General features: G+C 71.5%; 20 protein-coding genes. 3 read left to right on the plus strand and 17 right to left on the minus strand.

All coding sequences use genetic code 11. The features are described 5' to 3' along the window. Positions 1-64: 64 nt before the first annotated feature. From FHS39_RS00750 to FHS39_RS00795, 10 genes are all read right to left on the minus strand, one after another. Positions 65-685 (minus strand): AMIN-like domain-containing (lipo)protein, encoded by a 621-nt coding sequence (locus FHS39_RS00750; protein ID WP_184345790.1) that lies wholly within the window; start codon positions 683-685, stop codon positions 65-67. Positions 686-879: 194 nt separating this feature from the next. Further along, positions 880-2,388, minus strand: coding sequence for an Asp-tRNA(Asn)/Glu-tRNA(Gln) amidotransferase subunit GatB (gene gatB, locus FHS39_RS00755; RefSeq protein ID WP_184345791.1), 1,509 nt, complete (start codon positions 2,386-2,388; stop codon positions 880-882). Between the two features lie 31 nt (positions 2,389-2,419). Further along, positions 2,420-2,698 (minus strand): hypothetical protein, encoded by a 279-nt coding sequence (locus FHS39_RS00760; protein ID WP_343069282.1) that lies wholly within the window; start codon positions 2,696-2,698, stop codon positions 2,420-2,422. After that, entirely contained in the window at positions 2,695-4,188 is a 1,494-nt protein-coding gene (gene gatA, locus FHS39_RS00765) for an Asp-tRNA(Asn)/Glu-tRNA(Gln) amidotransferase subunit GatA (protein ID WP_221462257.1), read from the minus strand. The genes FHS39_RS00760 and gatA overlap by 4 nt, the downstream gene beginning before the upstream one ends. 5 nt (positions 4,189-4,193) lie before the next feature. Further along, positions 4,194-4,490, minus strand: coding sequence for an Asp-tRNA(Asn)/Glu-tRNA(Gln) amidotransferase subunit GatC (gene gatC, locus FHS39_RS00770; RefSeq protein WP_045933298.1), 297 nt, complete (start codon positions 4,488-4,490; stop codon positions 4,194-4,196). Between the two features lie 688 nt (positions 4,491-5,178). Continuing rightward, on the minus strand, positions 5,179-7,272 hold the full coding sequence (locus tag FHS39_RS00775; RefSeq protein WP_184345793.1) for a putative bifunctional diguanylate cyclase/phosphodiesterase: 2,094 nt from the start codon (positions 7,270-7,272) through the stop codon (positions 5,179-5,181). A 173-nt stretch (positions 7,273-7,445) separates the two neighbouring features. Continuing rightward, positions 7,446-9,710: an NAD-dependent DNA ligase LigA gene (gene ligA, locus FHS39_RS00780; RefSeq protein ID WP_184345794.1), complete on the minus strand. Its 2,265-nt coding sequence runs from the start codon at positions 9,708-9,710 to the stop codon at positions 7,446-7,448. Between the two features lie 8 nt (positions 9,711-9,718). Next, positions 9,719-10,741 carry a uroporphyrinogen decarboxylase/cobalamine-independent methonine synthase family protein gene (locus FHS39_RS00785; protein ID WP_184345795.1) on the minus strand — a complete coding sequence of 341 codons (1,023 nt, stop codon included), beginning with the start codon at positions 10,739-10,741 and terminating at the stop codon, positions 9,719-9,721. 25 nt (positions 10,742-10,766) lie between these two features. Next, positions 10,767-11,468, minus strand: coding sequence for an SDR family oxidoreductase (locus tag FHS39_RS00790; RefSeq protein WP_184345796.1), 702 nt, complete (start codon positions 11,466-11,468; stop codon positions 10,767-10,769). Between the two features lie 14 nt (positions 11,469-11,482). After that, complete coding sequence (locus tag FHS39_RS00795; protein WP_184345797.1) at positions 11,483-12,022, minus strand: LOG family protein; 540 nt, start codon at positions 12,020-12,022, stop codon at positions 11,483-11,485. A 250-nt stretch (positions 12,023-12,272) separates the two neighbouring features. Between FHS39_RS00795 and FHS39_RS00800 the strand changes: the two genes are divergently transcribed. The 3 genes from FHS39_RS00800 to FHS39_RS00810 all read left to right on the plus strand — a co-directional run bounded on the left by FHS39_RS00800 (position 12,273) and on the right by FHS39_RS00810 (position 14,788). Next, positions 12,273-12,731, plus strand: a complete 459-nt coding sequence (locus tag FHS39_RS00800) for a hypothetical protein (RefSeq protein ID WP_184345798.1) — start codon at positions 12,273-12,275, stop codon at positions 12,729-12,731. A gap of 243 nt (positions 12,732-12,974) precedes the next feature. Beyond that, positions 12,975-13,661, plus strand: coding sequence for a response regulator (locus FHS39_RS00805; protein ID WP_184345799.1), 687 nt, complete (start codon positions 12,975-12,977; stop codon positions 13,659-13,661). Next, positions 13,658-14,788, plus strand: a complete 1,131-nt coding sequence (locus FHS39_RS00810) for a sensor histidine kinase (RefSeq protein ID WP_184345800.1) — start codon at positions 13,658-13,660, stop codon at positions 14,786-14,788. The genes FHS39_RS00805 and FHS39_RS00810 overlap by 4 nt, the downstream gene beginning before the upstream one ends. Before the next feature lie 7 nt (positions 14,789-14,795). On the opposite strand, the gene mnmA is transcribed toward FHS39_RS00810, so the two are convergent. The 7 genes from mnmA to FHS39_RS00845 all read right to left on the minus strand — a co-directional run bounded on the left by mnmA (position 14,796) and on the right by FHS39_RS00845 (position 22,760). Beyond that, positions 14,796-15,947 carry a tRNA 2-thiouridine(34) synthase MnmA gene (gene mnmA, locus FHS39_RS00815; RefSeq protein ID WP_184345801.1) on the minus strand — a complete coding sequence of 384 codons (1,152 nt, stop codon included), beginning with the start codon at positions 15,945-15,947 and terminating at the stop codon, positions 14,796-14,798. A gap of 114 nt (positions 15,948-16,061) precedes the next feature. After that, positions 16,062-17,231 carry a cysteine desulfurase family protein gene (locus FHS39_RS00820; protein WP_045933288.1) on the minus strand — a complete coding sequence of 390 codons (1,170 nt, stop codon included), beginning with the start codon at positions 17,229-17,231 and terminating at the stop codon, positions 16,062-16,064. A 44-nt stretch (positions 17,232-17,275) separates the two neighbouring features. After that, the gene (locus FHS39_RS00825; RefSeq protein WP_045933287.1) at positions 17,276-17,941 is read right to left on the minus strand and encodes a trimeric intracellular cation channel family protein; all 666 of its coding nucleotides are present in this window, start codon (positions 17,939-17,941) and stop codon (positions 17,276-17,278) included. An 84-nt stretch (positions 17,942-18,025) separates the two neighbouring features. Beyond that, complete coding sequence (locus tag FHS39_RS00830; protein ID WP_184345802.1) at positions 18,026-19,453, minus strand: M1 family metallopeptidase; 1,428 nt, start codon at positions 19,451-19,453, stop codon at positions 18,026-18,028. A 117-nt stretch (positions 19,454-19,570) separates the two neighbouring features. Continuing rightward, entirely contained in the window at positions 19,571-20,611 is a 1,041-nt protein-coding gene (locus FHS39_RS00835) for an ABC transporter ATP-binding protein (protein ID WP_184345803.1), read from the minus strand. An 11-nt stretch (positions 20,612-20,622) separates the two neighbouring features. After that, a complete protein-coding gene (locus tag FHS39_RS00840) occupies positions 20,623-21,765 on the minus strand; it encodes an oligopeptide/dipeptide ABC transporter ATP-binding protein (protein ID WP_184345804.1) in 1,143 nt (380 codons plus the stop codon). Continuing rightward, positions 21,762-22,760, minus strand: coding sequence for an ABC transporter permease (locus tag FHS39_RS00845; RefSeq protein WP_045933283.1), 999 nt, complete (start codon positions 22,758-22,760; stop codon positions 21,762-21,764). The genes FHS39_RS00840 and FHS39_RS00845 overlap by 4 nt, the downstream gene beginning before the upstream one ends. Between the last annotated feature and the right edge of the window lie 103 nt (positions 22,761-22,863).

Here is a 22,863-nt window from a genome sequence, read left to right on the forward strand (position 1 = left end):
AGCAGGAAAAGATCCTTTGTCCCCTTTGTGGCTTACAGCACAAAAGGGACACGGAATCGACGGTTCAGTGGAGCCGACGCGGCTGGTGGGCGACGTCCAGGACCACATGGTTGCCCATCTGGAAGACCCGGAACGGCAGCCGGGCGGGCACCCCCACGCCGATCTGGGTCTCGCCCTCGAAGCTGCCGCCGTAGCGCACGTCCCTGAAGGTCCGGTAGCCGCTCAGGTCCACGCCCGGCAGCGGCGCGCCCGCCCGCCCCTCGTACGTCACCTCGCCGTTCTCCGGGTCGTGGCTCGGGGCGGCCACCCGCACTTCGAGGACGGCGCCGCCGGAGACCGGGACGACGGCGCCCGAGCCGTCCTGGTGCAGCTCGTCGACGTAGGCAACCCGGTAGCCGACCGGGTTTCCGGGGAGGTCGCCGATGTCGAAGACCATGCGGTCGAAGCAGGCGTGCGACCCGGTCCTGATGTGCATCAGCGGTGCGTAGTCGGTGTCGGTGCTGATCTTGGGGCGGCTGCTCCAGCTGTGGGTGCACCCCCGCGTGCGCGCCGCGGCCACCGTGACCGCCTTGGTGGTCACCCCGGCGCCCCCGGCCGTGCCGGCCGAGGCCGAGGAGCCCGCCAGCGCCGCCAGCCCGGCACCCGCCAGCAGGAGCGCGGCCAGCGCTGTGCCCAACCGTCGCATTGCTACCCCCAGCAATCGCTTGCGGGCGCGTGGACCGGCCCGCTGCCGCGATCATGCCGGACCGATTTCGGGACGCGAGGGGCGTATCCGTGAATTCCGGCCTTTGGGGGACTCAACATCGGACGATACGACGATGGCCGCCCCTGCATGCAGGGGCGGCCATCGGTGCCGGAGAGGCTTCGAACTGCTCTTGATTACTCCGTGACGCCGAGGCGCTCCAGGATCAGCTCGCGGACGCGCGCCGCGTCCGCCTGGCCCCGGGTGGCCTTCATGACCGCGCCGACGAGCGCGCCCGCCGCCGCGACCTTGCCGCCGCGGATCTTGTCGGCGATCGCCGCGTTGGCCGCGATGGCCTCGTCCACGGCGGTGCCCAGCGCGCCCTCGTCGGAGACGACCTTCAGGCCGCGCTTCTCGACGACCTCGTCCGGAGCGCCCTCACCGGCGAGCACGCCCTCGATGACCTGGCGGGCCAGCTTGTCGTTGAGGGAGCCCTCCGCGACCAGCGCGCACACCCGGGCGACCTGCTCCGCGGTGATCGGCAGCGCCGCGAGGTCGACACCGTCCTCGTTGGCACGGCGGGACAGCTCGCCCATCCACCACTTGCGGGCGGAGGCGGCGTCCGCGCCCGCCTCGATCGTGGCGACGATCAGGTCGACCGCACCGGCGTTGAGGATCGACTGCATGTCGTGCGCGGAGACGCCCCACTCCTCGCGCAGCCGGTTGCGGCGCAGGCGCGGCAGCTCGGGCAGGCCCGTCCGCAGCTCCTCGACCCACGCGCGGGCGGGGGCCACCGGCACCAGGTCCGGCTCGGGGAAGTAGCGGTAGTCCTCGGCCTCTTCCTTGATGCGGCCGGACGTCGTGGAGCCGTCCTCCTCGTGGAAGTGGCGGGTCTCCTGGACGATCGTGCCGCCGGAGGACAGCACGGCCGCGTGCCGCATGATCTCGAAGCGCGCCGCCCGCTCGACCGAACGCAGCGAGTTGACGTTCTTCGTCTCGGAGCGCGTGCCGAACTTCTCGCTGCCATGGGGCATCAGCGAGAGGTTGACGTCGCAGCGCATCTGGCCCATCTCCATGCGGGCCTCGGAGACGCCGAGCGCCTTGATGAGCTCGCGCAGCTCGGCGACGTACGCCTTGGCGACCTCGGGGGCGCGCTCGCCCGCACCGGTGATCGGCTTGGTGACGATCTCGATGAGCGGGATGCCGGCCCGGTTGTAGTCGAGCAGGGAGTGCTGCGCGCCGTGGATGCGGCCGGTGGCGCCGCCCACGTGCGTGGACTTGCCGGTGTCCTCCTCCATGTGGGCGCGCTCGATCTCCACGCGGAAGACCTCGCCGTCCTCCAGCTGGACGTCCAGGTAGCCGTTGAAGGCGATGGGCTCGTCGTACTGGGAGGTCTGGAAGTTCTTCGGCATGTCCGGATAGAAGTAGTTCTTCCGGGCGAAGCGGCACCACTCGGCGATCTCGCAGTGCAGCGCCAGGCCGATCTTCACGGCCGACTCGACGGCGATGCCGTTGACGACCGGGAGGGAGCCGGGCAGGCCGAGGCAGGTGGGGCAGGTCTGCGAGTTGGGTTCGGCGCCCAGCTCGGTCGCGCACCCACAGAACATCTTGGTCTTGGTGCCGAGCTCGACGTGCACCTCGAGGCCCATGACGGGCTCGTAGGTGGCAAGCGCGTCCTCGTACGACACCAGGTCGGTGACAGTCACGGAAACTAACCTTTCAGTCCGCGTCAGCGCGTCAGCCCGCGAGGACGTCGTCGCTGTTCATGCGGCGCAGCTCGCGGACGAGCAGGGCGACGCCGGTGGCGATGGCGGCGGCGGAGACGACGGCGTCGACCAGCTGGAGCGTGTCGCGCTCGCCGCGGGCCTTCTTCGCCTGCTTGGCCACGCTCACCGCGCCGAACAGCGTGGTGCCGATGGACAGGTACGTGCCGGCCTTGGACTTCTTGAAGCCCTTGGCCTTCTTCAGCGCGCTCTTCTTGTCGGCGCTCTTCTCGATGCTCTTCTCGGTGCTCACAGCGACGGTGCCTCCTCGAGAATCGGGTGGCCCCAGCGCTCGGTGAACGCGGCCTCGACCGCGGCACCGACCTTGTAGAGCCGGTCGTCCTTCAGGGCGGGAGCGATGATCTGCAGACCGACGGGCAGCCCGTCCTCGGGCGCCAGGCCGCACGGCAGCGACATGGCGGCGTTGCCCGCCAGGTTGGTCGGGATGGTGCACAGGTCCGCGAGGTACATCGCCATCGGGTCGTCGGCGCGCTCGCCGATCGCGAAGGCGGTGGTCGGCGTCGTCGGGGAGACGATCACGTCGACCTGCTCGAAGGCCGCCTCGAAGTCGCGCGTGATGAGCGTGCGGACCTTCTGTGCGGAGCCGTAGTACGCGTCGTAGTAGCCGGAGCTGAGCGCGTAGGTGCCGAGCATGACGCGGCGCTTGACCTCGGGGCCGAAGCCGGCCTCACGGGTGAGGGCGGTGACCTCCTCGGCCGACTTGGTGCCGTCGTCGCCGACGCGCAGGCCGTAGCGCATGGCGTCGAAGCGGGCCAGGTTCGAGGAGCACTCGGAGGGCGCGATCAGGTAGTACGCGGCCAGGGCGAGGTCGAAGGACGGGCAGTCCAGCTCGACGATCTCGGCGCCCAGCTCCTTGAGGAGCTCGACGGACTCGTCGAAGCGCTGGATGACGCCGGCCTGGTAGCCCTCGCCGCGGAACTGCTTGACGATGCCGATGCGCATGCCGTCGACGCTGCCGCTGCGGGCCGCCTCGACGACCGGCGGGACCGGGGCGTCGATGGAGGTGGAGTCCAGCGGGTCGTGGCCGGCGATCACCTCGTGCAGCAGGGCCGCGTCCAGGACCGTACGGGCGCAGGGGCCGCCCTGGTCCAGGGAGGAGGAGAAGGCCACCATGCCGAAGCGGGAGACCGCGCCGTAGGTCGGCTTGACGCCGACGGTGCCGGTGACGGCGGCGGGCTGGCGGATGGAGCCGCCGGTGTCCGTGCCGATGGCGAGGGGGGCCTCGTACGCGGCGAGTGCGGCGCTGGAGCCGCCGCCCGAGCCGCCGGGGATCTTGGTGAGGTCCCAGGGGTTGCCGGTGGGGCCGTAGGCGCTGTTCTCGGTGGAGGACCCCATGGCGAACTCGTCCATGTTGGTCTTGCCGAGGATGACGACGTCGGCGTCCTTCAGACGCTTGGTGAGCGTCGCGTCGTACGGCGGGATCCAGCCTTCGAGGATCTTGGAGCCGACGGTGGTGGGGACGCCCTTGGTCGTGAAGATGTCCTTCAGGGCGAGCGGGACGCCGGCCAGCGGGCCCAGCTTCTCGCCGCGCTCGCGCTTGGCGTCGACGGCGCGGGCCTGCGCGAGGGCGCCCTCGCGGTCCACGTGCAGGAACGCGTGGACCTTCTCGTCGACGGCGTCGATCCGGGCCAGGTGGGCCTCGGTGACCTCGACGGCCGTGACCTCGCCGGAGGCGATCTTGGCCGCGATCTCGGCGGCGGTGAGCTTGATCAGGTCTGCCATGTCGGTCACTCCTCCCCCAGGATCTGCGGCACCTTGAAACGCTGCTGCTCCTGGGCGGGGGCGCCGGAGAGCGCCTCCTCGGGGGTCAGCGACGGACGGACCTCGTCCGCCCGCATGACGTTGGTCAAGGGCAGCGGATGGGAGGTCGGGGGGACGTCCTCGTCGGCCACATCGGAAACGCGGGCGACCGCGCCGATGATCACGTCGAGCTGTTCGGCGAAGTGGTCGAGCTCTTCGGCCTTCAGCTCCAGACGTGACAGCCGGGCGAGGTGGGCGACCTCCTCGCGCGTGATGCCAGGCATGCAGCGATCCTCAAGGGTGGGTGAGTGTAGTTTTCGGGGCAATCCTATGGCTCAGAGTCGCGTGCCCGCGAAACGGTTTCGCTGCCGCTGGGCTTTCGGGGATTCAGGGCTTCCGCCCCGGGGGCGGGGGCCGGCTCCGCCGGGGTGCGGTTCGGCTCCGCCGGGGGGTGGGGCGGGGGGCGGTTTGGCACCGCCGGAATGCGCCGTCGTAGTTGGCCGCCGTTGCGGCGGAAGTGGTGGCCGGGGCCGCCACCAGGCCGGCCCGTTGGGGTGTGGGGCACCGCCCGGTTGGCACCGCCGGGATGCGGCGTCGTGGTTGGCCGCCGTTGCGGTGGAAGCGATGGCCGAGGCCGCCACCAGGCCGGCCCGCCGGGGTGCGGGGCCGGGGCCGGTTCGGCGCCGCCGGGGGTGAGGCCGGGGGCGGCTTGGCACCGCCGGAGTGCGACGTCGTGGTTACTCGCCGTTGCGGCGGGAGTGGTGGCCGGGGACGCCACCACCGGCCCGCCAGGGCGTGGGGCCGTCGGCTTGGCGCCGTCGGGGGCCGGGCACCGCCCGGTTGGCACCGCCGGGATGCGGCGTCGTGGTTGGCCGCCGTTGCGGTGGAAGTGGTGGCCGAGGCCGCCACCAGGCCGGCCCGCCGGGCGGCGGGTGTGAGTTGGGGCTCGTTCGGCGCCGCCCGCCGCAGGCGTTACGTGACCGGTTGGTCGGCGTCCTTTTCGGCTGTGGCCGGCACCGGGGTGGTCTCCCGGCGCCAGCCGGACTCGCTGCGGAGGCGGAGCCAGGCCGTCGTTTCGTCCGGCGGCATCGCGGCGGCCACCAGCCAGCCCTGGACCGCGTCGCAGCCCAGGTCGCGCAGGCGCTCCCACGTCTCGTCGTCCTCCACGCCCTCCGCCACGACGAGCAGGCCCAGCGAGTGGGCCAGGTCGAGGGTGCAGCGGACGATCTCCGCGTCCTCGTTGTCGATCGCCAGCCGGGCCACGAACGACCGGTCGATCTTGAGCTCGCTGACCGGCAGCCGCCGCAGGTGCACCAGCGAGGAGTAGCCCGTCCCGAAGTCGTCGAGGGACATCTTCACGCCGTGCCCGGTGAGACCGGCCAGCGTGTCGGCCGCCCGCTGCGGGTCCTCCAGCAGCACGTGTTCGGTTATTTCCAGCTGCAGCGCCCCCGCAGGGACCCCGTGCCGGGCCAGCCGGGCGGCGACCGATCCCGCGAAGCCGGGCGTGTGGACGTCACGCGGCGAGACGTTGACCGCGACCGGCACGTCCAGCCCCATGGCCCGCCACTTCGCCACCTGGCCGAGCGCCGTCTCCAGGACGTACTCCGTCAGGCGCGGCATGAGCCCGGAGGACTCCGCGATGGCGATGAACTCGTCCGGGGAGACCCGGCCCCGCTCCGGATGGACCCACCGGACCAGCGCCTCAAGGCCCTCCACATGGCCGTCGAAGCCGACCTTCGGCTGGTAGTGCAGCTCCACCTCGCCGGCGTCCAGCGCGCGCCGCAGATCGCCCAACAGCCCCAGCCGGTCGGGGGTGTTGCCGTCCCGCCGGGCCTCGTAGACCTCCACGCCGCTGCGATCCCGCTTCGCCTGGTACATCGCCACGTCCGCGCGCCGCAGCAGCCCCTCGGCGTCCAGCGCGTGGTCGGGGTAGACGGCCACGCCCGCGCTGGCTTCGAGGACGAGGGTGAGGCCGTCCAGATCCAGGGGCGAGCCGAGGTCGGCGACCAGGGCGCGCGCCACGCGCTGAGCGCTGGTCAGAGAATCCGCCCTGGGTAGCAGCACCGCGAACTCGTCGCCGCCCAGCCGGGCGGCCTCCGCATCGCGCGGCAGGGCGAGGCGCAGCCGTTCCGCTATCTGCAGGAGCAGCCGGTCCCCCGCCAGATGGCCGAGTGTGTCGTTGACGGAGCGGAAGCGATCGAGGTCGATCAGGACGAGCGCGGCCCGTGTCCCGGCCTGTTCGGCCTCGTCCAGGGCGGTCCAGGTGCGCTCCAGCAGCCACTGCCGGTTGGGCAGGCCGGTCAGCGGGTCGCGCAATTGCTCCTCGGCGCGGGCGCGGGCGATCCACAGCGTGGAGTCCAGGGCGATGAGCGGCACCGCGAACAGGGGCAGGAGCAGCGGGGCGTGGCCGGCGACCACGGCGATGAGCGGGGCGATGCCGAGCAGGGCGCCCCCGACGAGCCCCTGCCGCAGCAGTGCGGTGCGGGCGATGCTGGTCAGCGCGGCGCGGGGCGCCATGGAGTACCAGAGCAGGGCGCGGGTGACGGCGAGGTAGAGGAAGGCCGCGAGGGCGATCTTGGGGGCGGCGGAGAGCCGCCAGGTCTCGGGCAGCCAGGGGTCTTCGACGCTGGCGCTCACGCCCCAGGCGGCGAGGGCGAGTCCGGCGGCGGCGATGCCCAGGATGTCGACCGCACCGTGGAGTAAGGCCTGCCGCCACCGGTGCCTGCGGGCGGTGGCGACGAGGGTGACGACGGCGATGCTGATCAGGACGGCGGGCAGCCAGCCGTAGAGCAGGAGCACGGCCAGGGTGAGGGCGGCGCCGGAACCGGTGCCGCCCCACCAGCGGTCGCGCCCCAACGCGACCAGATGGGCGACGATGAGCGCGGTCAGCGTCGCGAGCGACCAGCCGACCGTGTGGCCGGGGAAGAGGGCCCGGCCCGCGACGGCCGTACAGGCCGTGCCGGCGGCGAGTGCCAGCGCGGCCAAGGCCACGCAGACCGTCGGCAGCGCGGGCGGGGAAAGCCGGCGCAACCGCGATGCCGGTTCGGCGCTGTCGGTGGGTTTCATGCCCGTCCCTCTCACAGCCGGCGGTGCCCGCGCCACGGCAGGCGCACATCTCAACAGTAGGCCGCAGAAGGCTACGGCGGGCAGCGATCGGCAGCGGTTGCCCGAATGCGATCCGGCCTTCTGTAGCCATCTGGTACGCGCTGTAGGGGTAATGCCCACTGCCTATGCGCCCATTACTCCGCCGGGGTGGCCTCCTGGGGCACGGCCGCCCCGCGCGCCGCCTCGGGGCCTTGCTCGAGCAGTACGGCAAAGCCGTTCTCTTCGAGCACGGGGACCTTCAACTGCATCGCTTTGTCGAACTTGGAACCGGGGTTGTCGCCCACCACTACGAAGTCGGTCTTCTTCGATACCGAACCGGTCACCTTCGCTCCCCGGCTCTGCAGCGCCTCCTTGGCGCCGTCCCGGGTGTAACTCGCGAGCGTGCCGGTGACGACGACGGTCAGTCCGGCCAGCGGACGCGGCCCTTCGTCCTCGCCGACCTCTTCCTCCATGCGGACGCCGGCGGCCTTCCACTTCCGCACGATCTCGCGGTGCCAGTCCTCGGCGAACCACTCCTTGACCGAGGCCGCGATGATGTCGCCGACCCCCTCGACGGCCGCCAGCTCCTCCTCGCCCGCCTCCTCGATCCGGTCCAGCGAGCGGAACTCCCTGGCCAGCGCCTCGGCCGCGACCGGGCCGACGTGCCGGATGGAGAGGCCGGTGAGGAAGCGGGAGAGCGGGCGCTGCTTGGCCGCCTCGATGTTCGCCAGCATGGCGAGGGCGTTCTTCTTCGGTTCACCCTTCTGGTTGGCGAAGAAAGTGACGACCTTGGGTTCACCCGTTTTGGGGTCGTGCTTGGGCAGACCGGAGTCCGGGTCCAGAACGTAGGACTTGATGGGGAGCAATTGTTCGATCGTCAGGTCGAACAGATCGCTCTCGTCGCGCAGCGGCGGCTCGGCCGGCTCCAGCGGCCGGGTGAGCGCGGCGGCGGCGACGTAGCCGAAGTTCTCGATGTCCAGGCTCTTGCGGCCGGCCAGATAGAAGAGGCGCTCGCGCAGCTGGGCGGGGCAGGAGCGGGCGTTGGGGCACCGGAGGTCCACATCGCCCTCCTTCATCGGGCGCAGTGCCGTCGCGCACTCGGGGCACTCGGCGGGCATCACGAACTCCCGCTCGGTGCCGTCCCGCAGGTCGACCACGGGGCCCAGGATCTCGGGGATGACGTCCCCGGCCTTGCGCAGCACGATGGTGTCGCCGATGAGCACGCCCTTGGCCTTGACGACGTCCTGGTTGTGCAGGGTGGCGAACTCGACCTCCGAGCCCGCGACCGTGACCGGCTCGACCACCGCGAACGGCGTCACCCGGCCGGTGCGGCCGACGCCGACCCGGATGTCGACCAGCTTGGTGTTGACCTCCTCCGGCGGGTACTTCCAGGCGATCGCCCAGCGCGGGGCGCGCGAGGTGGAGCCGAGACGGCCCTGGAGGGGGATCTCGTCGACCTTGACGACCACGCCGTCGATCTCGTGCTCCATCGAGTGCCGCACCTCGGGGTCGCCGTAGTGCGCGATGAACTTGCGCACCCCCGCGAGCGAGTCGACGACCTCGGCGTGCGCGGCCGTGGGCAGGCCCCACTCGCTCAGCAGTCCGTAGGCGTGCGACTGGCAGTCGATGTCGAAGCCCTCGCGGGCACCGATGCCGTGCACCACCATGTGCAGCGGGCGGGTGGCGGTGACCTTCGGGTCCTTCTGCCGCAGGGAACCGGCCGCCGCGTTGCGCGGGTTGGCGAAGGGCGGCTTGCCGGCCTCCACCAGACGGGCGTTGAGCTCCTCGAACTTCTCCATCGGGAAGTAGACCTCGCCGCGCACCTCGACCAGGGGCGGGATGCGGTCTCCCCGGAGGTACTGGGGGATCTCCTCGATGGTGCGGACGTTGGGCGTGATGTCCTCGCCGGTGCGGCCGTCGCCGCGGGTGGCGGCGCGGGTGAGGCGGCCGTGCTCGTAGGTGAGGTTGACCGCGAGGCCGTCGACCTTGAGCTCGCACAAAAAGCGGTACTCCGCGCCCTCGCCGACCTCCTTGGCGATGCGGTCGGCCCAGGCGGCCAGCTCCGCGTCGTCGAAGGCGTTGTCGAGCGAGAGCATGCGCTCGCGGTGCTCGACGGCCGAGAACACCGTAAACGCTGCCTCGTAGGCGCCGGCGACCTTCTGGGTGGGCGACTCCGGCGTGCGCAGCTCGGGGTGCTGCTCCTCCAGCGCCTCCAGCTCGCGCAGCAGCTTGTCGAACTCGGCGTCGCTGACGACCGGGGCGTCCTTCACGTAATAGCGGAAGCGGTGCTCCTCGATCTGCTCGGCCAGCAGCGCGTGCTTCTCCCGCGCCGGTGCGGGCACGCCGGACTGTGCCGCGAGCGCTTCGAGCCTCTTGTCACGCCGTTCGACAGCCACCGTCTCGTCCTCCCGTTGATCCATGAGCGCCGTCACTCAGGGTTGTCTGCGAGTGATTTCGCCGCCCGGACGCAGTGGGCGAGAGCCGCGCGGGCATATGCGGGCGAAGCGCCCGCGAGCCCGCACGACGGGGTGACCACCACGGACTCGGCGAGAATCCCCGGCGACAGCCCCAGCCTGCGCCACAGCGTCCTGACACCCATGACGCTACCGGCAGGGTCTGACAACGGGCCGTCCGTGCCGGGCACCACGCCCGTGAACAGCGTGGTGCCCGCCTCGACCGCCTCACCGATCGCATCGTCCTCACGCTCGGTGAGCAACGAGAAATCGAACGACACCCCTGTGACCCCCGCGCGCCTCAGCAGCGCGAACGGCACGCCGGGGGCGCACGAGTGCACGACCACCGGCTCGTCCGTCGCCCCGCGCGCGGCCGTCACCAGATCGCGCAGCGCACCCTCGACGACGGCCCGGTCCACGGCCCGGTACGTGCGGTAGCCGCTGGCCGTACGGACCTGCCCGCGCAGCACCGCGGGCAGCGACGGCTCGTCGAGCTGGAGGACGACCCGGGCGCCCGGCACCCGCCGGCGCACGTCGGCCAGATGGGCCCGCAGCCCCTCGGCGAGGGAGGCCGCGAGGTCCCGGCAGGCCCCGGCATCGCCGAGCGCCGCCTCGCCGCCGCGCAGCTCCAGCGCCGCGGCGAGGGTCCAGGGGCCGACGGCCGACACCTTCAGCGCGCCCTCGTAGCCCTGGGTGAACTCCTCCAGGGCGTCCAGGTCCTCGCCCAGCCACGAGCGGGCCCGCTTGGTGTCGCGCCCGGGCCGGTCGCTGATGCGCCAGCCGCTGGGCTCGACGTGGGCGAAGACCTCCACCAGCATTCCGGCGGTCCGGCCGATCATGTCGGCGCCGGGCCCCCGGGCGGGCAGCTCCGGCAGGTACGGCAGCGCCTCCAGCGATCCGGTGACCGTCTTGGCAGCCTCCCGTGCGTCCGTCCCCGGCATCGACCCGACGCCGGTCGCGGCCCCGGCGCCCCAACTGCTTGTGCTCTTCTCACTCACCCGGGAAGAGTACGAGACGGGTGAGTCAGCGCCCCGCCGCCGACCCCGGCCGGACGGTCAGGTCGTGGATCTCCGCGTCCCGCGGCAGGTCGATCGCGAGCAGCACGGTCGCCGCCACCGAGGCGGGGTCGATCCACTTCTCCGGCTGGTACTCCTTGCCCTCCTGCCGGTGCACCTTCTCCTGCATGGCGGTGGCGGTGCGGCCCGGGTAGACGCTCGTCACCCGCACGCCGGCCGCGTGCTCCTCGGCCCGCAGGGAGTCGGCGAGCGCCTTGAGGCCGTGCTTGCTGGCCGCGTAGGCGGCCCAGTCGGCGTTGGCGTTCAGCCCCGAGCCGGAGTTGACGAAGACGACCTGCCCCTTGGAGACCCGCAGCTGCGGAAGCACCAGCCGCGTCAGCTCGGCCGGCGCGACCAGGTTCACGGCCAGCGTGCGGTTCCAGGTCTTGGTGGTCAGCTCGCCGACCGGACCGAGGTCGGCTACGCCCGCGATGTGCAGCAGCGAGTCGATGCGCTCGGGCAGCGACTGGTGGCTGAGCGCCCAGGAGAGCCGGTCGGGGTTGGCGAGGTCGGCGACGAGCGTACGGGCGCCGGGGAACCGCTCGGCGAGCTCCTTCGCCCGCCCCGCGTCGCGCGCGAGGAGGTACAGCTCGTCCCCGCGCTCCAGCAGCCGCCGGGCGACCGCCTCTCCGATGCCCGAGCCCGCTCCGGTGATCAGATGTGTTGCCATGCCGTCAGCTTGCCCTATCGGACCCCGGCGGACTCCTCCAGGTACGCCATCGCACCCACTCCGTCCTCCGCGAAAAACACCAGGTCGGCGAGGGGAAGCGGCAGGAAGCCCTCGGCTTCCATGCGCTGGAACTGCAGCTTGAGCCCGTCGTAGAACCCCGCCGTGTTCAGCAGCACCACGGGCTTGCCGTGCAGCCCGTGCTTCTTCAGCTCCAGGATCTCGGTCGCCTCGTCCAGCGTGCCCGTGCCGCCGACCATCACGACGACCGCGTCACCGCGCGCCAGCAGCTGCGCCTTGCGCTCGGCGAGGTCCTTGGCCACGACCATCTCGTCGGCGTCCTTACGGGCCTTGGCGGCGAGGAATTCCACCGAAACCCCCACGAGCCGCCCGCCGTGCTCCTGCACCCCGTCGGCCATGACCTTCATCAGCCCGGACTCGGAACCGCCCCACACCATCGTGTGCCCGCCCTTGCCGATGAGCGCGGCGAACTCCCGGGCGGGTGCGGTGTAGCGGTCGTCGAGGTCGGCGGCGGAGCAGAAGACGGTGATGTTCATGCAGCCCACGGTACGCCGGGGGTACGACAGGCGGGCGGTGGGCCCCACCTGTGAGCCGGCTGTGTACGCCCGGCGCTATGGGGCGGTTTCAGCCACCTCGGATCAGGGTTAGGGCTCTGTTGGGTCGCGACTCCGTCACAGTGTTACCGGCGGTATGGCTGTATACGACATCCTTGTCTACGGTGACGCGGACTCGTCAATGGTGCCGACACAGGCGCTATTTCAAGCCATGCAAACGAGAGCAGTCACCGTGAAGCTTCGCCATATCCGTCCCGCCGCCGTCTCCGGGTTCGCCATCCTCGCCCTCACCGGAGCGGGCGGAATCGGCTGCAGCGGCGATCCGGGCGGTCAGGCCTCTTCAGGCTCCAGCGCCTCACCCACCACTGAGAGCGCGAACAGCGCGGACGACGCCCGCGACCCCAAAAAGGATGTCGACATCTCGGACTGTGCATACACCGACAAGCGGGGCATCACGGCCACACTGACCGCCACCGACACCAGCGCGACCATGACCTACACCTACAACGTCACCGTGAAGTTCACGGCCCCCGACGGCACCCCCGTGGCCACGCAGGAGCCGTCACTCCCCTACGTCCGCCCCGGCCGCATGGACACCCTCGACATCGCGGCCCCCTACACCCCCAAGGCGGGCGCCTCGACCAAGGGCGTCAAGTGCGAGATCACCCAGGTGACGCGCACCACCGGCTGAGCACCCGACCGGCCGCGAACGCCGGAGACGAGCCCTCTGTACGATCCCCCGATCCGTACAGCCCCCGGCTCGCCTCCGGCGTTTCGGCGTTTCCGCGGTCATGCGGACCAACCCCCTCCGCACATGCTGCCAATTCCGGCCCGGCCCGGCCCATCCGCCAACTGTCGGTTTCTTTCCGCCGGTCGGCGGGGGTGGTCGGGGAGTTGTATATTTTTGGCCGGAATCTGCCCAGGAGTGATACTCGTGATCCGCGTCATGCTCGTTGACGACGAGAAATTGCTGCGCGCGGGGATGCGAAGCATCCTGGCGTCGGAGCCGGACATCGAGGTGCCGGTCGTCTGCGAGGGCCGGCAGGCCGTGGAGATGGCGACCCTGCACCGTCCCGACGTCGTCCTGCTGGACATCCACATGCCCGACACGGACGGCATCTCGGTCCTCACCTCGCTGCTCGCCCTGACCGAGCCGCCTGTGGTGGCGATGCTGACGACCTTCTCCGCCGACGAGGACATCTCCGCGGCCCTGCGCGCCGGAGCCTCCGGCTTCCTCGTCAAGGACACCGTGCCGGACGAACTGGCCAGCGCGGTACGGATCCTGGCATCCGGCGGCACGGTGCTCTCCCCCAGCGTGGCCGACAGCGTGGTCGACGGCTACCTGCGCGACGGCGGCCGCGGCATGCCGGACGCGCGGCTCGCCTCCCTCACCGACCGGGAACGCGACGTGCTGACCCTCCTCGCGCAGGGCAGGTCCAACGCCGAGATCGGCCGCGCACTGCTGCTGAGCGTGGCCACCGCCAAGGACCACGTCAGCGCCATCCTCACCAAGCTGGGTGCGGCCAACCGCGTCCAGGCCGCGGTCCTCGCCCACCACTTCGGGCTGGTCGGCCTCGAACCGGAGCACACCCCGGCCACCGCCCCCACCCGGCTCACATGACCCTTCCGCCCCGCGTGCGGGACGCCGCCGTCATCCCGGTGGCGGCGGTCGAAGTCCTGGCCATGCGCCCGCTGATCGGCACGACGGAGATCGTCCTCTACGGCGTGGCGGTGCTCGCCCTCTTCTTCCGGCGCCGCCGGCCCGTGCCCGTCCTGGTGGCGGCGCTGCCCGTCACCTTCGCCGGACACCTGCTCATCGCGCCCATGATCGCGCTGTTCCAGGTGGCACGGAGCCTGGAGAGCCGCCGGGCGGTGTACGGCTGGGCCCTGGCGTTCTTCGTCACCGCACTGGGCCCGTGGTGGCCCTCGGCCACCGGCACCTTGCCTCCCCCGGACGGCTTCCTCTTCGGGGTCGTCTCCTCCGCGCTGATGTGTGCGGGGCCCACCGCAGCCGGCCAGCTGAGCCGGGCGCGGCGCGAACTGGCCGAGCACATCGTCCAGTTGTCCGCGGCACACCAGCGCGAGGCCGAGTTCATCGCCGAGCGCGCGGTCGTCGCCGAACGTGCCCGTATGGCCCGGGAGATGCACGACGTGGTCTCGTACCAGGTCAGCCTGATGACCGTGCAGGCCGGAGCGCTGGAGCGTACGGCGCAGGAGCCCGCGGCGCGCGAGACGGCCTCGCTGATCCGTGGCATGGGCGTCACCGCTATGGAGGAACTGCGCGGGCTCGTGCGTGTACTGCGCTCCGTTCCCGGCAACACGGCGGCCGGGCCGCGGCTGGGCGCGCTGCCCGCCCTGATCGCGGGCAGCGGCCTCGACGTGAGCACGGACGCCGGCCTGGCGGCGGCCTGTTCCCGGCAGTGGCCGACGGGGGTCGAGGAGGCCGCCTACCGCACGGTCCAGGAGGCGCTGACCAATGCGCGCAAGCACGCGCCCGGTGCGCCGGTCAGCGTGAGCGTGGACGGCGACGAGTGGCGCGGCCTGCCCGCGCTCCGGGTCGAGATCCGCAACGGGCGTGCCGACCGGGTGCCTGCGGACCGGGCCCTGCCGTCCGGCGGGCACGGCCTGACGGGCCTGCGCGAGCGGGCCGACCAGCTGGGCGGAGAGCTCCTGGCGGAGCCGACCGCTGACGGATTCCGGGTGCGGGCCGTCTTCCCCTGCGCCTCACCGGTCACGGTCGAGCCCTAGGGCGTGCCTACCGGGCCGCCTCGGCCCCGGCCCGCTCCGTGGCCGCGATCGTCGCCGAGCCGACCACCCGCGTGCCGTCGTACAGCACGATCGCCTGGCCCGGCGCCACGCCGCGCACCGGCTCCGCGAAGGACACCCGCAGCTCGCCGTCGACCAGCTCCGCCGTCACCGCGGTTTCGCCGCCGTGCGCGCGCAGCTGGGCCGTGTACGTGCCCGGGCCCTGCGGCGCCGCTCCGCACCAGCGCGGCTTGATCGCCGTCAGCGCCGAGACGTCGAGGGACTCGACGGGGCCCACCGTCACCGTGTTGTTCACCGGCGAGATGTCCAGGACGTAGCGCGGCTTGCCGTCGGGGGCCGGGTGGCCGATGCGCAGGCCCTTGCGCTGGCCGATGGTGAAGCCGTACGCGCCCTCGTGGGTGCCGAGCTTGTGGCCCGACTCGTCGACGATGTCGCCCTCCGCCTTGCCCAGGCGCTTGGCCAGGAAGCCCTGGGTGTCGCCGTCGGCGATGAAGCAGATGTCGTGGCTGTCGGGCTTCTTGGCCACGGCCAGGCCCCGGCGCTCGGCCTCGGCGCGGATCTCGTCCTTGGTGGTGATCGTGTCGCCCAGGGGGAACATCGCGTGAGCGAGCTGCTTCTCGTCCAGGACGCCGAGGACGTAGCTCTGGTCCTTGGCCATGTCGCTGGCCCGGTGCATCTCGCGGGTGCCGTCCTCGTTCACCACGACCGTCGCGTAGTGGCCGGTGCAGACCGCGTCGAAGCCCAGCGCGAGCGCCTTGTCCAGCAGCGCCGCGAACTTGATCTTCTCGTTGCAGCGCAGGCAGGGGTTGGGGGTGCGGCCCGCCTCGTACTCGGCGACGAAGTCGTCGACGACGTCCTCGCGGAAGCGCTCGGCGAGGTCCCAGCAGTAGAAGGGGATGCCGATGACGTCGGCTGCGCGCCGGGCGTCGCGGGAGTCCTCGATGGTGCAGCAGCCGCGGGCGCCGGTGCGGAAGGACTGGGGGTTCGCGGACAGCGCGAGGTGCACGCCGGTCACGTCGTGGCCGGCCTCGGCGGCTCGCGCTGCGGCGACGGCGGAGTCCACGCCGCCGGACATGGCGGCGAGTACGCGGAGCCCCTTGCGGGGGGCTGTGAGGTCGGGGGCACCCGGGAAGTCAGTCATAGCTTCTCCAGGGTACGGGTAGGGGGATGGAGGCCCCGGTCCCGCCCTTTCTCCGTTTCCCGGGGCTCCGCCCCGGACCCCGGTCCTCACACGCCGGACGGGCTGATTTCAGCCCTAGCTCAGCCCCGCGCTCCGGGCCCGTTCCACCACCGGCCCGATCGCCCCGAGCAAAGCATCGACATCGGCCCGCGTCGAAGTGTGCCCCAAAGAGAACCGCAGCGTCCCCCGCGCCAAATCCCGATCCGTCCCCGTGGCCAGGACGACATGGCTGGGCTGCGCCACCCCCGCCGTGCAGGCGGAACCCGTCGAGCACTCGATGCCCTGCGCGTCCAGCAGCAGCAGGAGCGAGTCGCCCTCGCAGCCCGGGAAGGAGAAGTGCGCGTTCGCGGGCAGCCGGCCCGCCGGGTTCGGGTCGCCGCCCAGGACCGCGTCCGGTACGGCCGTCCGGACGCCCTCGACCAGCGCGTCCCGCAGCGCCCCCACCTCGCGTGCGAAGTCCTCGCGCCGCTCCGCGGCCAGCACGCCCGCGACCGCGAAGGCGGCGATGGCCGGCACGTCCAGCGTCCCGGAGCGCACGTGCCGCTCCTGGCCGCCGCCGTGGAGCAGCGGTACGGGCGCGTACTGGCGGCCCAGCAGCAGGGCGCCGATGCCGTACGGGCCGCCGATCTTGTGGCCGCTGACGGTCATGGCCGCCAGCCCCGAGGCGGCGAAGTCCACGTCGAGCTGGCCCACGGCCTGCACCGCGTCGGCGTGCAGCGGAACGTCGAATTCCGCGGCCACCGCGGCCAGTTCGCCGACCGGCATGACCGTGCCGATCTCGTTGTTCGCCCACATCACGGTGGCCAGGGCCACGTCGTCGGGGTTGCGGGCTATCGCCTCGCGCAGCGCGTCCGGGTGCACGCGCCCGTGGGAGTCGACGGGCAGGTACTCCACCGTCGCGCCCTCGTGGGTGGCGAGCCAGTCGACCGCGTCGAGGACCGCGTGGTGCTCGACGGGGCTGGCCAGGACGCGCGTCCGGGCCGGATCGGCGGCCCGGCGCGCCCAGTACAGGCCCTTGACGGCGAGGTTGTCGGCTTCGGTGCCGCCCGCGGTGAACACCACTTCGCTGGGGCGCGCCCCGAGCGAGGCGGCGAGCGACTCGCGCGCCTCCTCGACGGTGCGGCGGGCCCGGCGCCCGGCTGCGTGCAGCGAGGAGGCGTTTCCCGCGAGGGCGAGCTGGGCGGTCATCGCCTGCACCGCCTCCGGGAGCATCGGAGTGGTGGCGGCGTGGTCGAGGTAGGCCATGGTGGGCACGATTCTACGAGCTGGGGCTCCGGCCGGTACCCGGCTCAGGCCTGGGCTTCCTCGGAGGCGGCGCTGCGGCGGTGCCAGGCGCGCGGTGCGCGCCAGTGGTAGTGCATGGCGAGCAGCCGCAGCACGAAGGCCGTCATGACGGGGAGCACGCTGGTGCTGGCGTTGAGAGTGCCGAAACGAATCAGCAGGGCGGCCATGGTGGACCCCACCATGGCGGGAACCGCGTAGAGGTCGCGGTCCCAGCGCAGCAGCGAGGGCACCTCGTGGGCGAGTATGTCGCGCAGGACGCCGCCGCCGACCGCGGTGGCCAGGCCCAGCGTGGCCGCGAAGGTGAGGCCGAGCCCGTAGGCGTAGGCCTTCACCGTGCCGGCGACGCAGAACAGGCCGAGTCCGGCGGCGTCGAAGACGCCCACCGCCTTCGTGATCCGCTCCACCTCCGGGTGGAGGAAGAAGACGATCAGGGTGGCGACCAGCGGGGTCACGAAGTACCCGAGGTCGGTGAAGGCGGCGGGCGGCACGGCCCCGATGATCAGATCCCGGAACAGCCCGCCGCCCAGCGCCGTGACCTCTGCGAGCACTGCCATGCCGAAGACGTCGAAGTTCTTGCGCACGGCGAGGAGCGCGCCCGAGATCGCGAAGACGAAGATCCCGGCGAGGTCGAGCGAGTGCTGGACGGTGGGGCTGAACAGATCGGTGAGCACGCGACATTCTTACTCGTCACGGGTGGTGCCTCCGACATCAGCGGAAACACGCGTACCGGTGGTTACGGCAGGTCCGGCTTCTGGTTACGGCAGGTCTGGCTTCTTCGGCGTCGAGAGCCAGGTGGCGAAGAGTCCGTGGAGGTCCTGCCCGGAGACCTTCTCGGCGAGCCGGACGAACTGGTCGGTGGAGGCGTTGCCGTACCGGTGCTGTGCGGTCCACAGCGGGAGCAGCTTGAAGAAGGCCGGGTCGCCGATGCACTCGCGCAGCATCTGCAGGACCATCGCGCCGCGCGTGTAGACCGGCCGCGAGAACATGGTGTCGCGCTGCGGGTCGGCGACGTCGATCTTCCAGAAGGAGTCGTCGGCCTTGCGGCCGTTGTAGGCGTCGAGGAAGGACTGGTGGGCGCTGCGGCGGCCCTTGTGCTCGTCCCACAGCCACTGGGCGTAGCTGGCGAAGCCCTCGTTGAGCCAGATGTCCTTCCACCGGTGGACGGAGACGGAGTCGCCGAACCACTGGTGGGCGAGCTCGTGCACGACGGTCGTCTCGTCGCGGACGGCGGAGTAGATCGGCTTGCTCTGCGTCTCCAGCGAGAAGCCGGCCTCCGGCATGTCGTCGACGATCGCGCCGGTCTCCTCGAAGGGGTACGGCCCGAACAGCTTCGACCAGTAGTCGGTGGCTTCGGCGGTCACCGCGTAGACGTCGAGCTTGGTCGTCGGCAGGGTGGGGTCGGTGGCGACGTAGATGGGGATGCCGCCGGGGGTCCTGCCCTGTTTGACGGTGAACTTCCCGATGGTGGCGGTGGCGAGGTAGGTGGCCATGGGCCGCGACTCCCGCCAGTGGGTGACGGTGCTGTCCCCGCGGTCGCGGGTGGAGATCAGCCGGCCGTTGGAGACGGCGGTGAGGCCCTTGGGGGCCTTGATGCGGATGTCGTAGGTCGCTTTGTCGGCGGGGTGGTCGCTGGAGGGGAACCAGGTGGAGGCCGCGTTGGGTTCGCAGGCGACGAAGACGCCGTCCTTGGTCTTCATCCAGCCGTACTTGGAGCCGAAGATGATGGGGCCGCCGAGCGGCTGGGGTATGCCGCCGTAGGTGACGGTGACGCTGAAGGTGCGGCCCTTGCGCAGGGCGCGGGCGGGGGTGATCTTCAGTTCGTCGCCGCTGCGGCTGAAGGCGGCGCGCCTGCCGTCCACCTCGACCGAGGCGACCGCGAGCTGCTGGAGGTCGAGGTCGAAGGAGGAGAGGCTCTGGGTGGCCAGGGCGGTGAGCGTGGCCTTGCCGTCCAGGCGGCCGGTGCCGGGGGCGTAGCCGACGTCGAGGTCGTAGTGGCGGACGTCGAAACCGCCGTTGCCGAGCTCCGGGAAGTAGGAGTCGCCGATGCCGGGTGCCCCGGGCCGGGGGGCGGAGGAGGCCGGGGCCGCGGAGATCACCCAGGCGGAGGCCGCCGCCGTGGCGAGGGCCAGAAGTCTGTGGCCGGGCCGTAATGAGCGGTGCAGGACCGAGCGGGAGAGTGCCATGAGCCGTCCCTTCGAACACGCGGATCGCCGTACGTCGGATCCGCCGACTCTGCACCCTCCCGCCTCGTCATGCACACGCCTTTATCAATTTGTCATGCACATCAGCCCGGTCACCGATTACGCCGGGGCGTTCTCCGGGTGGTGGCAGGCCACTTGGTGGCCGGTGCGCAGCGCCTGCAGCGGCGGCTCCTGCTGCCTGCACACCTCGGTCGCCTTCCAGCACCGGGTGTGGAAGCGGCAGCCGGACGGCGGGGCGATCGGCGAGGGCACGTCGCCCTTGAGCAGGATCCTTCCCCCGCTGCCGCCGGAAGCCGCTCCTCGCTTCCGGCGCCCTGGGTCCGGCACCGGGACGGCGGACAGCAGCGCCTTGGTGTAGGGGTGCATGGGCGTCGCGTACAGGGACGTGCGGTCGGTCAGCTCGACCACCTTGCCCAGGTACATGACCGCGATCCGGTCCGAGACGTGCCGGATGACCGACAGGTCGTGGGCGATGATCACGTAGGTGAGCCCGAGCTCATCCTGGAGGTCGTCCAGCAGGTTGACCACCTGGGCCTGGATCGAGACGTCCAGCGCGGAGACCGGTTCGTCGGCGACCACCAGCTTCGGCTTGAGCGCCAGCGCGCGGGCGATGCCGATGCGCTGGCGCTGGCCGCCGGAGAACTCGTGCGGATAGCGGTTGTAGTGCTCGGGGTTCAGGCCCACGAGCCCCAGCAGCCGCTGCACCTCCTTCTTCACCCCGCCCTCGGGCGTGATGCCCTGGAGCTTGAAGGGCGCGCCGACGATGGTGCCGACGGTGTGCCGGGGGTTCAGCGAGGAGTACGGGTCCTGGAAGATCATCTGTACGTCGCGCCGGATCGGCCGCATCCCGGCCACGCCGAGGTGGGTGATGTCCTTGCCCTCGAACTCGATCGTCCCCGCGGTCGGTTCGAGCAGCCGGGTGATCAGCCGCCCCATGGTCGACTTGCCGCAGCCGGACTCCCCCACCACGCCCAGCGTCTCCCCCGGGCGGACGTCGAAGGTGAGGCCGTCCACCGCCTGGACCGCGCCGACCTGGCGGCGCAGCAGCCCCTTGGTGATCGGGAAGTGCTTGACCAGGCCCGCCACCTTCAGCAGGGGCACGACCTCGTCGGACGGCGCCGGCTGCTCGGGGATCGTCATCTGTTGGTCCTTCACAGCTTCGGCGCAATCTCTTCGGTCCAGATGCGGGTCCGCTCCTCCTGCGACAGGTGGCAGGCGGAGTGGTGCCGGCCGCCCTCCTCGCCCGCGACCGGTGCCAGCTCGGGCCGGTGGGTGCGGGTGACGCCGCCCTTGGGCACGTCGGCGTAGGGGCAGCGCGGGTTGAAGGCACAGCCCGAGGGCACGTTGATGAGGCTGGGCGGGGAGCCCTTGACCGGGATCAGCCGCTCGGTCTGCTCGCGGTCGATGCGCGGCATTGAGCCCAGCAGGCCCCAGGTGTAGGGGTGCTGGGGCGCGTGGAAGACCTGCTCCGCCGGGCCGCGCTCGACGCACCGGCCGCCGTACATCACGAGGATGTCGTCGGCCAGCTCGGCGACCACGCCCAGGTCGTGGGTGATGATGATGACGGCCGAGCCGAACTCCTGCTGGAGATCGCGGATCAGGTCCAGGATCTGCGCCTGGACGGTCACGTCCAGGGCGGTCGTCGGCTCGTCGGCGATCAGCAGCTCGGGGTTGTTGACCAGCGCCATCGCGATCATCGCGCGCTGGCGCATGCCGCCGGAGAACTGGTGCGGGTAGTCGTCGACCCGGCGGTCCGGCTGCGGGATGCCGACCCGGTCCAGCAGTTCCACGGCGCGCTTGCGGGCGGTCTTCTTGTCCACGGCGTGGTGGACCCGGTAGGCCTCGATGATCTGGGCGCCCACGGTGAAGTACGGGTGCATGGCCGACAGCGGATCCTGGAAGATCATCGCCATCTCGCGACCGCGCATCCGGCGCACCTCGTCGGGGTCCGCGCTCATCAGCTCCTTGCCGTTGAACCAGATCTCGCCGCTGATGCGGGCCTTGCGGCGGCCGTACTGGCCGACGGTGTGCAGGCCCATGATGCCCAGCGACGTCACCGACTTGCCGGAGCCGGACTCGCCGACGATGCCGAGGGTCCGGCCCTTCTCCAGCCGGAAGCTGAGCCCGTCGACGGACTTCACCAGGCCGTCGTCGGTGGGGAAGTGGATCCGCAGGTCGCGTACGTCGAGGTAGGCGGTGGGGGTCGTGGCGTCCCCGCCGACGGGCTCGCCGACGGCGCCGCTCTTCGTCGCGGGGGGTCCGGGGGTGTCCTCCGGGACGGATGCAGTGGTCACGAGAGCCTCACTCGGGGGTCGATCACGGCGTAGAGGAGGTCCACGACGAGGTTGGCGATGATGACGGCGGCGGAGGTGATGAGCGTGACGCCGAGGATCAGCGGCAGGTCCCGGTCGCCGATCGCCTTGACGGCCGCGGCGCCGAGGCCGGGCAGGTTGAAGGTGCTCTCGGTGAGGATCGCGCCGCCCACCAGGGCGCCGAGGTCCATGCCGAGGATGGTGAGGATGGGCGTCATGGTGGAGCGCATGGCGTGCTTGCCGATGACGACCGGTTCCCGCAGGCCCTTGGCGCGGGCGGTGCGGATGTAGTCCTCGCCGAGGATCTCCAGCATGGTGGCGCGGGTGAGGCGGGCGTACATCGCGGCGTAGAGGAAGGCGAGCGTGACCCACGGCAGGATCAGTCCGCCGAACCACCCCCCGGGATCGTCCGCGAAGTCGACGTATTCGCCGTCGGTCCAGTTGAGCCAGTAGTGGAAGATCGCGAGCGAGACCAGGCCGGTGAAGTAGATCGGCAGCGAGACGCCGCTCAGGGCGGCGGTCATGGCCGTGCGGTCCAGCAGGCTGCCGCGCTTGAGGGCGGAGACCACGCCGGTGGCCACGCCGCCCAGCACCCACAGCACGCACGCGCCCCCGGCGAGGGAGAGCGTCACGGGCAGCCGGTCCATGAGCTCCGGCCAGATGGCCTGCTCGGTGCGGAAGGAGTAGCCGAAACACGGCGCAGGGCAGTGGTCGCTGGTCCCGCCTCCGGTGTAGTCGCGGCCGGCGAAGATTCCGTGGACGAAATCCCAGAACTGCACGAGGATCGGGTCGCCGAGCCCCAGCTTCTGCCGGATGCCCTCGATGGTCGCCGGGTCGGCCTGTTTGCCGACGTAGAGCGTCGCGGGGTCGGTGCCGGTGAACTTGGGGATCGCGAAGAAGATGCCGAAGGTCACCAGGGTGACGACGAGCAGCATCACGATGACGGCGAACAGTCGCCTGACGATGTATGCGAACACTGCGTTCGGCCCGGCGGCGGGCCCGGGGACCCCTCGGCGAAGAGGGGCCCCGGGCCGCCGCGCGCGGCCCTCACCTGCCCTTCGGGCCTAGCGGCGGGTGCGC

This window comes from Streptomyces olivoverticillatus (assembly GCF_014203555.1).
Lineage (GTDB): Bacteria > Actinomycetota > Actinomycetes > Streptomycetales > Streptomycetaceae > Streptomyces > Streptomyces olivoverticillatus.

Coding starts and splice junctions, on each gene's coding strand:
- FHS39_RS00790 (WP_184345796.1), bottom strand. CDS start 11,468: ATGGCAACACATCTGATCACCGGAGCGGGCTCGGGCATCGGAGAGGCG.
- FHS39_RS00830 (WP_184345802.1), bottom strand. CDS start 19,453: ATGGCACTCTCCCGCTCGGTCCTGCACCGCTCATTACGGCCCGGCCAC.
- FHS39_RS00750 (WP_184345790.1), bottom strand. CDS start 685: ATGCGACGGTTGGGCACAGCGCTGGCCGCGCTCCTGCTGGCGGGTGCC.
- FHS39_RS00820 (WP_045933288.1), bottom strand. CDS start 17,231: ATGGCCTACCTCGACCACGCCGCCACCACTCCGATGCTCCCGGAGGCG.
- mnmA (WP_184345801.1), bottom strand. CDS start 15,947: ATGACTGACTTCCCGGGTGCCCCCGACCTCACAGCCCCCCGCAAGGGG.
- FHS39_RS00795 (WP_184345797.1), bottom strand. CDS start 12,022: ATGAACATCACCGTCTTCTGCTCCGCCGCCGACCTCGACGACCGCTAC.
- FHS39_RS00810 (WP_184345800.1), top strand. CDS start 13,658: ATGACCCTTCCGCCCCGCGTGCGGGACGCCGCCGTCATCCCGGTGGCG.
- FHS39_RS00835 (WP_184345803.1), bottom strand. CDS start 20,611: ATGACGATCCCCGAGCAGCCGGCGCCGTCCGACGAGGTCGTGCCCCTG.
- ligA (WP_184345794.1), bottom strand. CDS start 9,710: ATGGATCAACGGGAGGACGAGACGGTGGCTGTCGAACGGCGTGACAAG.
- gatA (WP_221462257.1), bottom strand. CDS start 4,188: ATGGCAGACCTGATCAAGCTCACCGCCGCCGAGATCGCGGCCAAGATC.
- gatC (WP_045933298.1), bottom strand. CDS start 4,490: ATGCCTGGCATCACGCGCGAGGAGGTCGCCCACCTCGCCCGGCTGTCA.
- FHS39_RS00775 (WP_184345793.1), bottom strand. CDS start 7,272: ATGAAACCCACCGACAGCGCCGAACCGGCATCGCGGTTGCGCCGGCTT.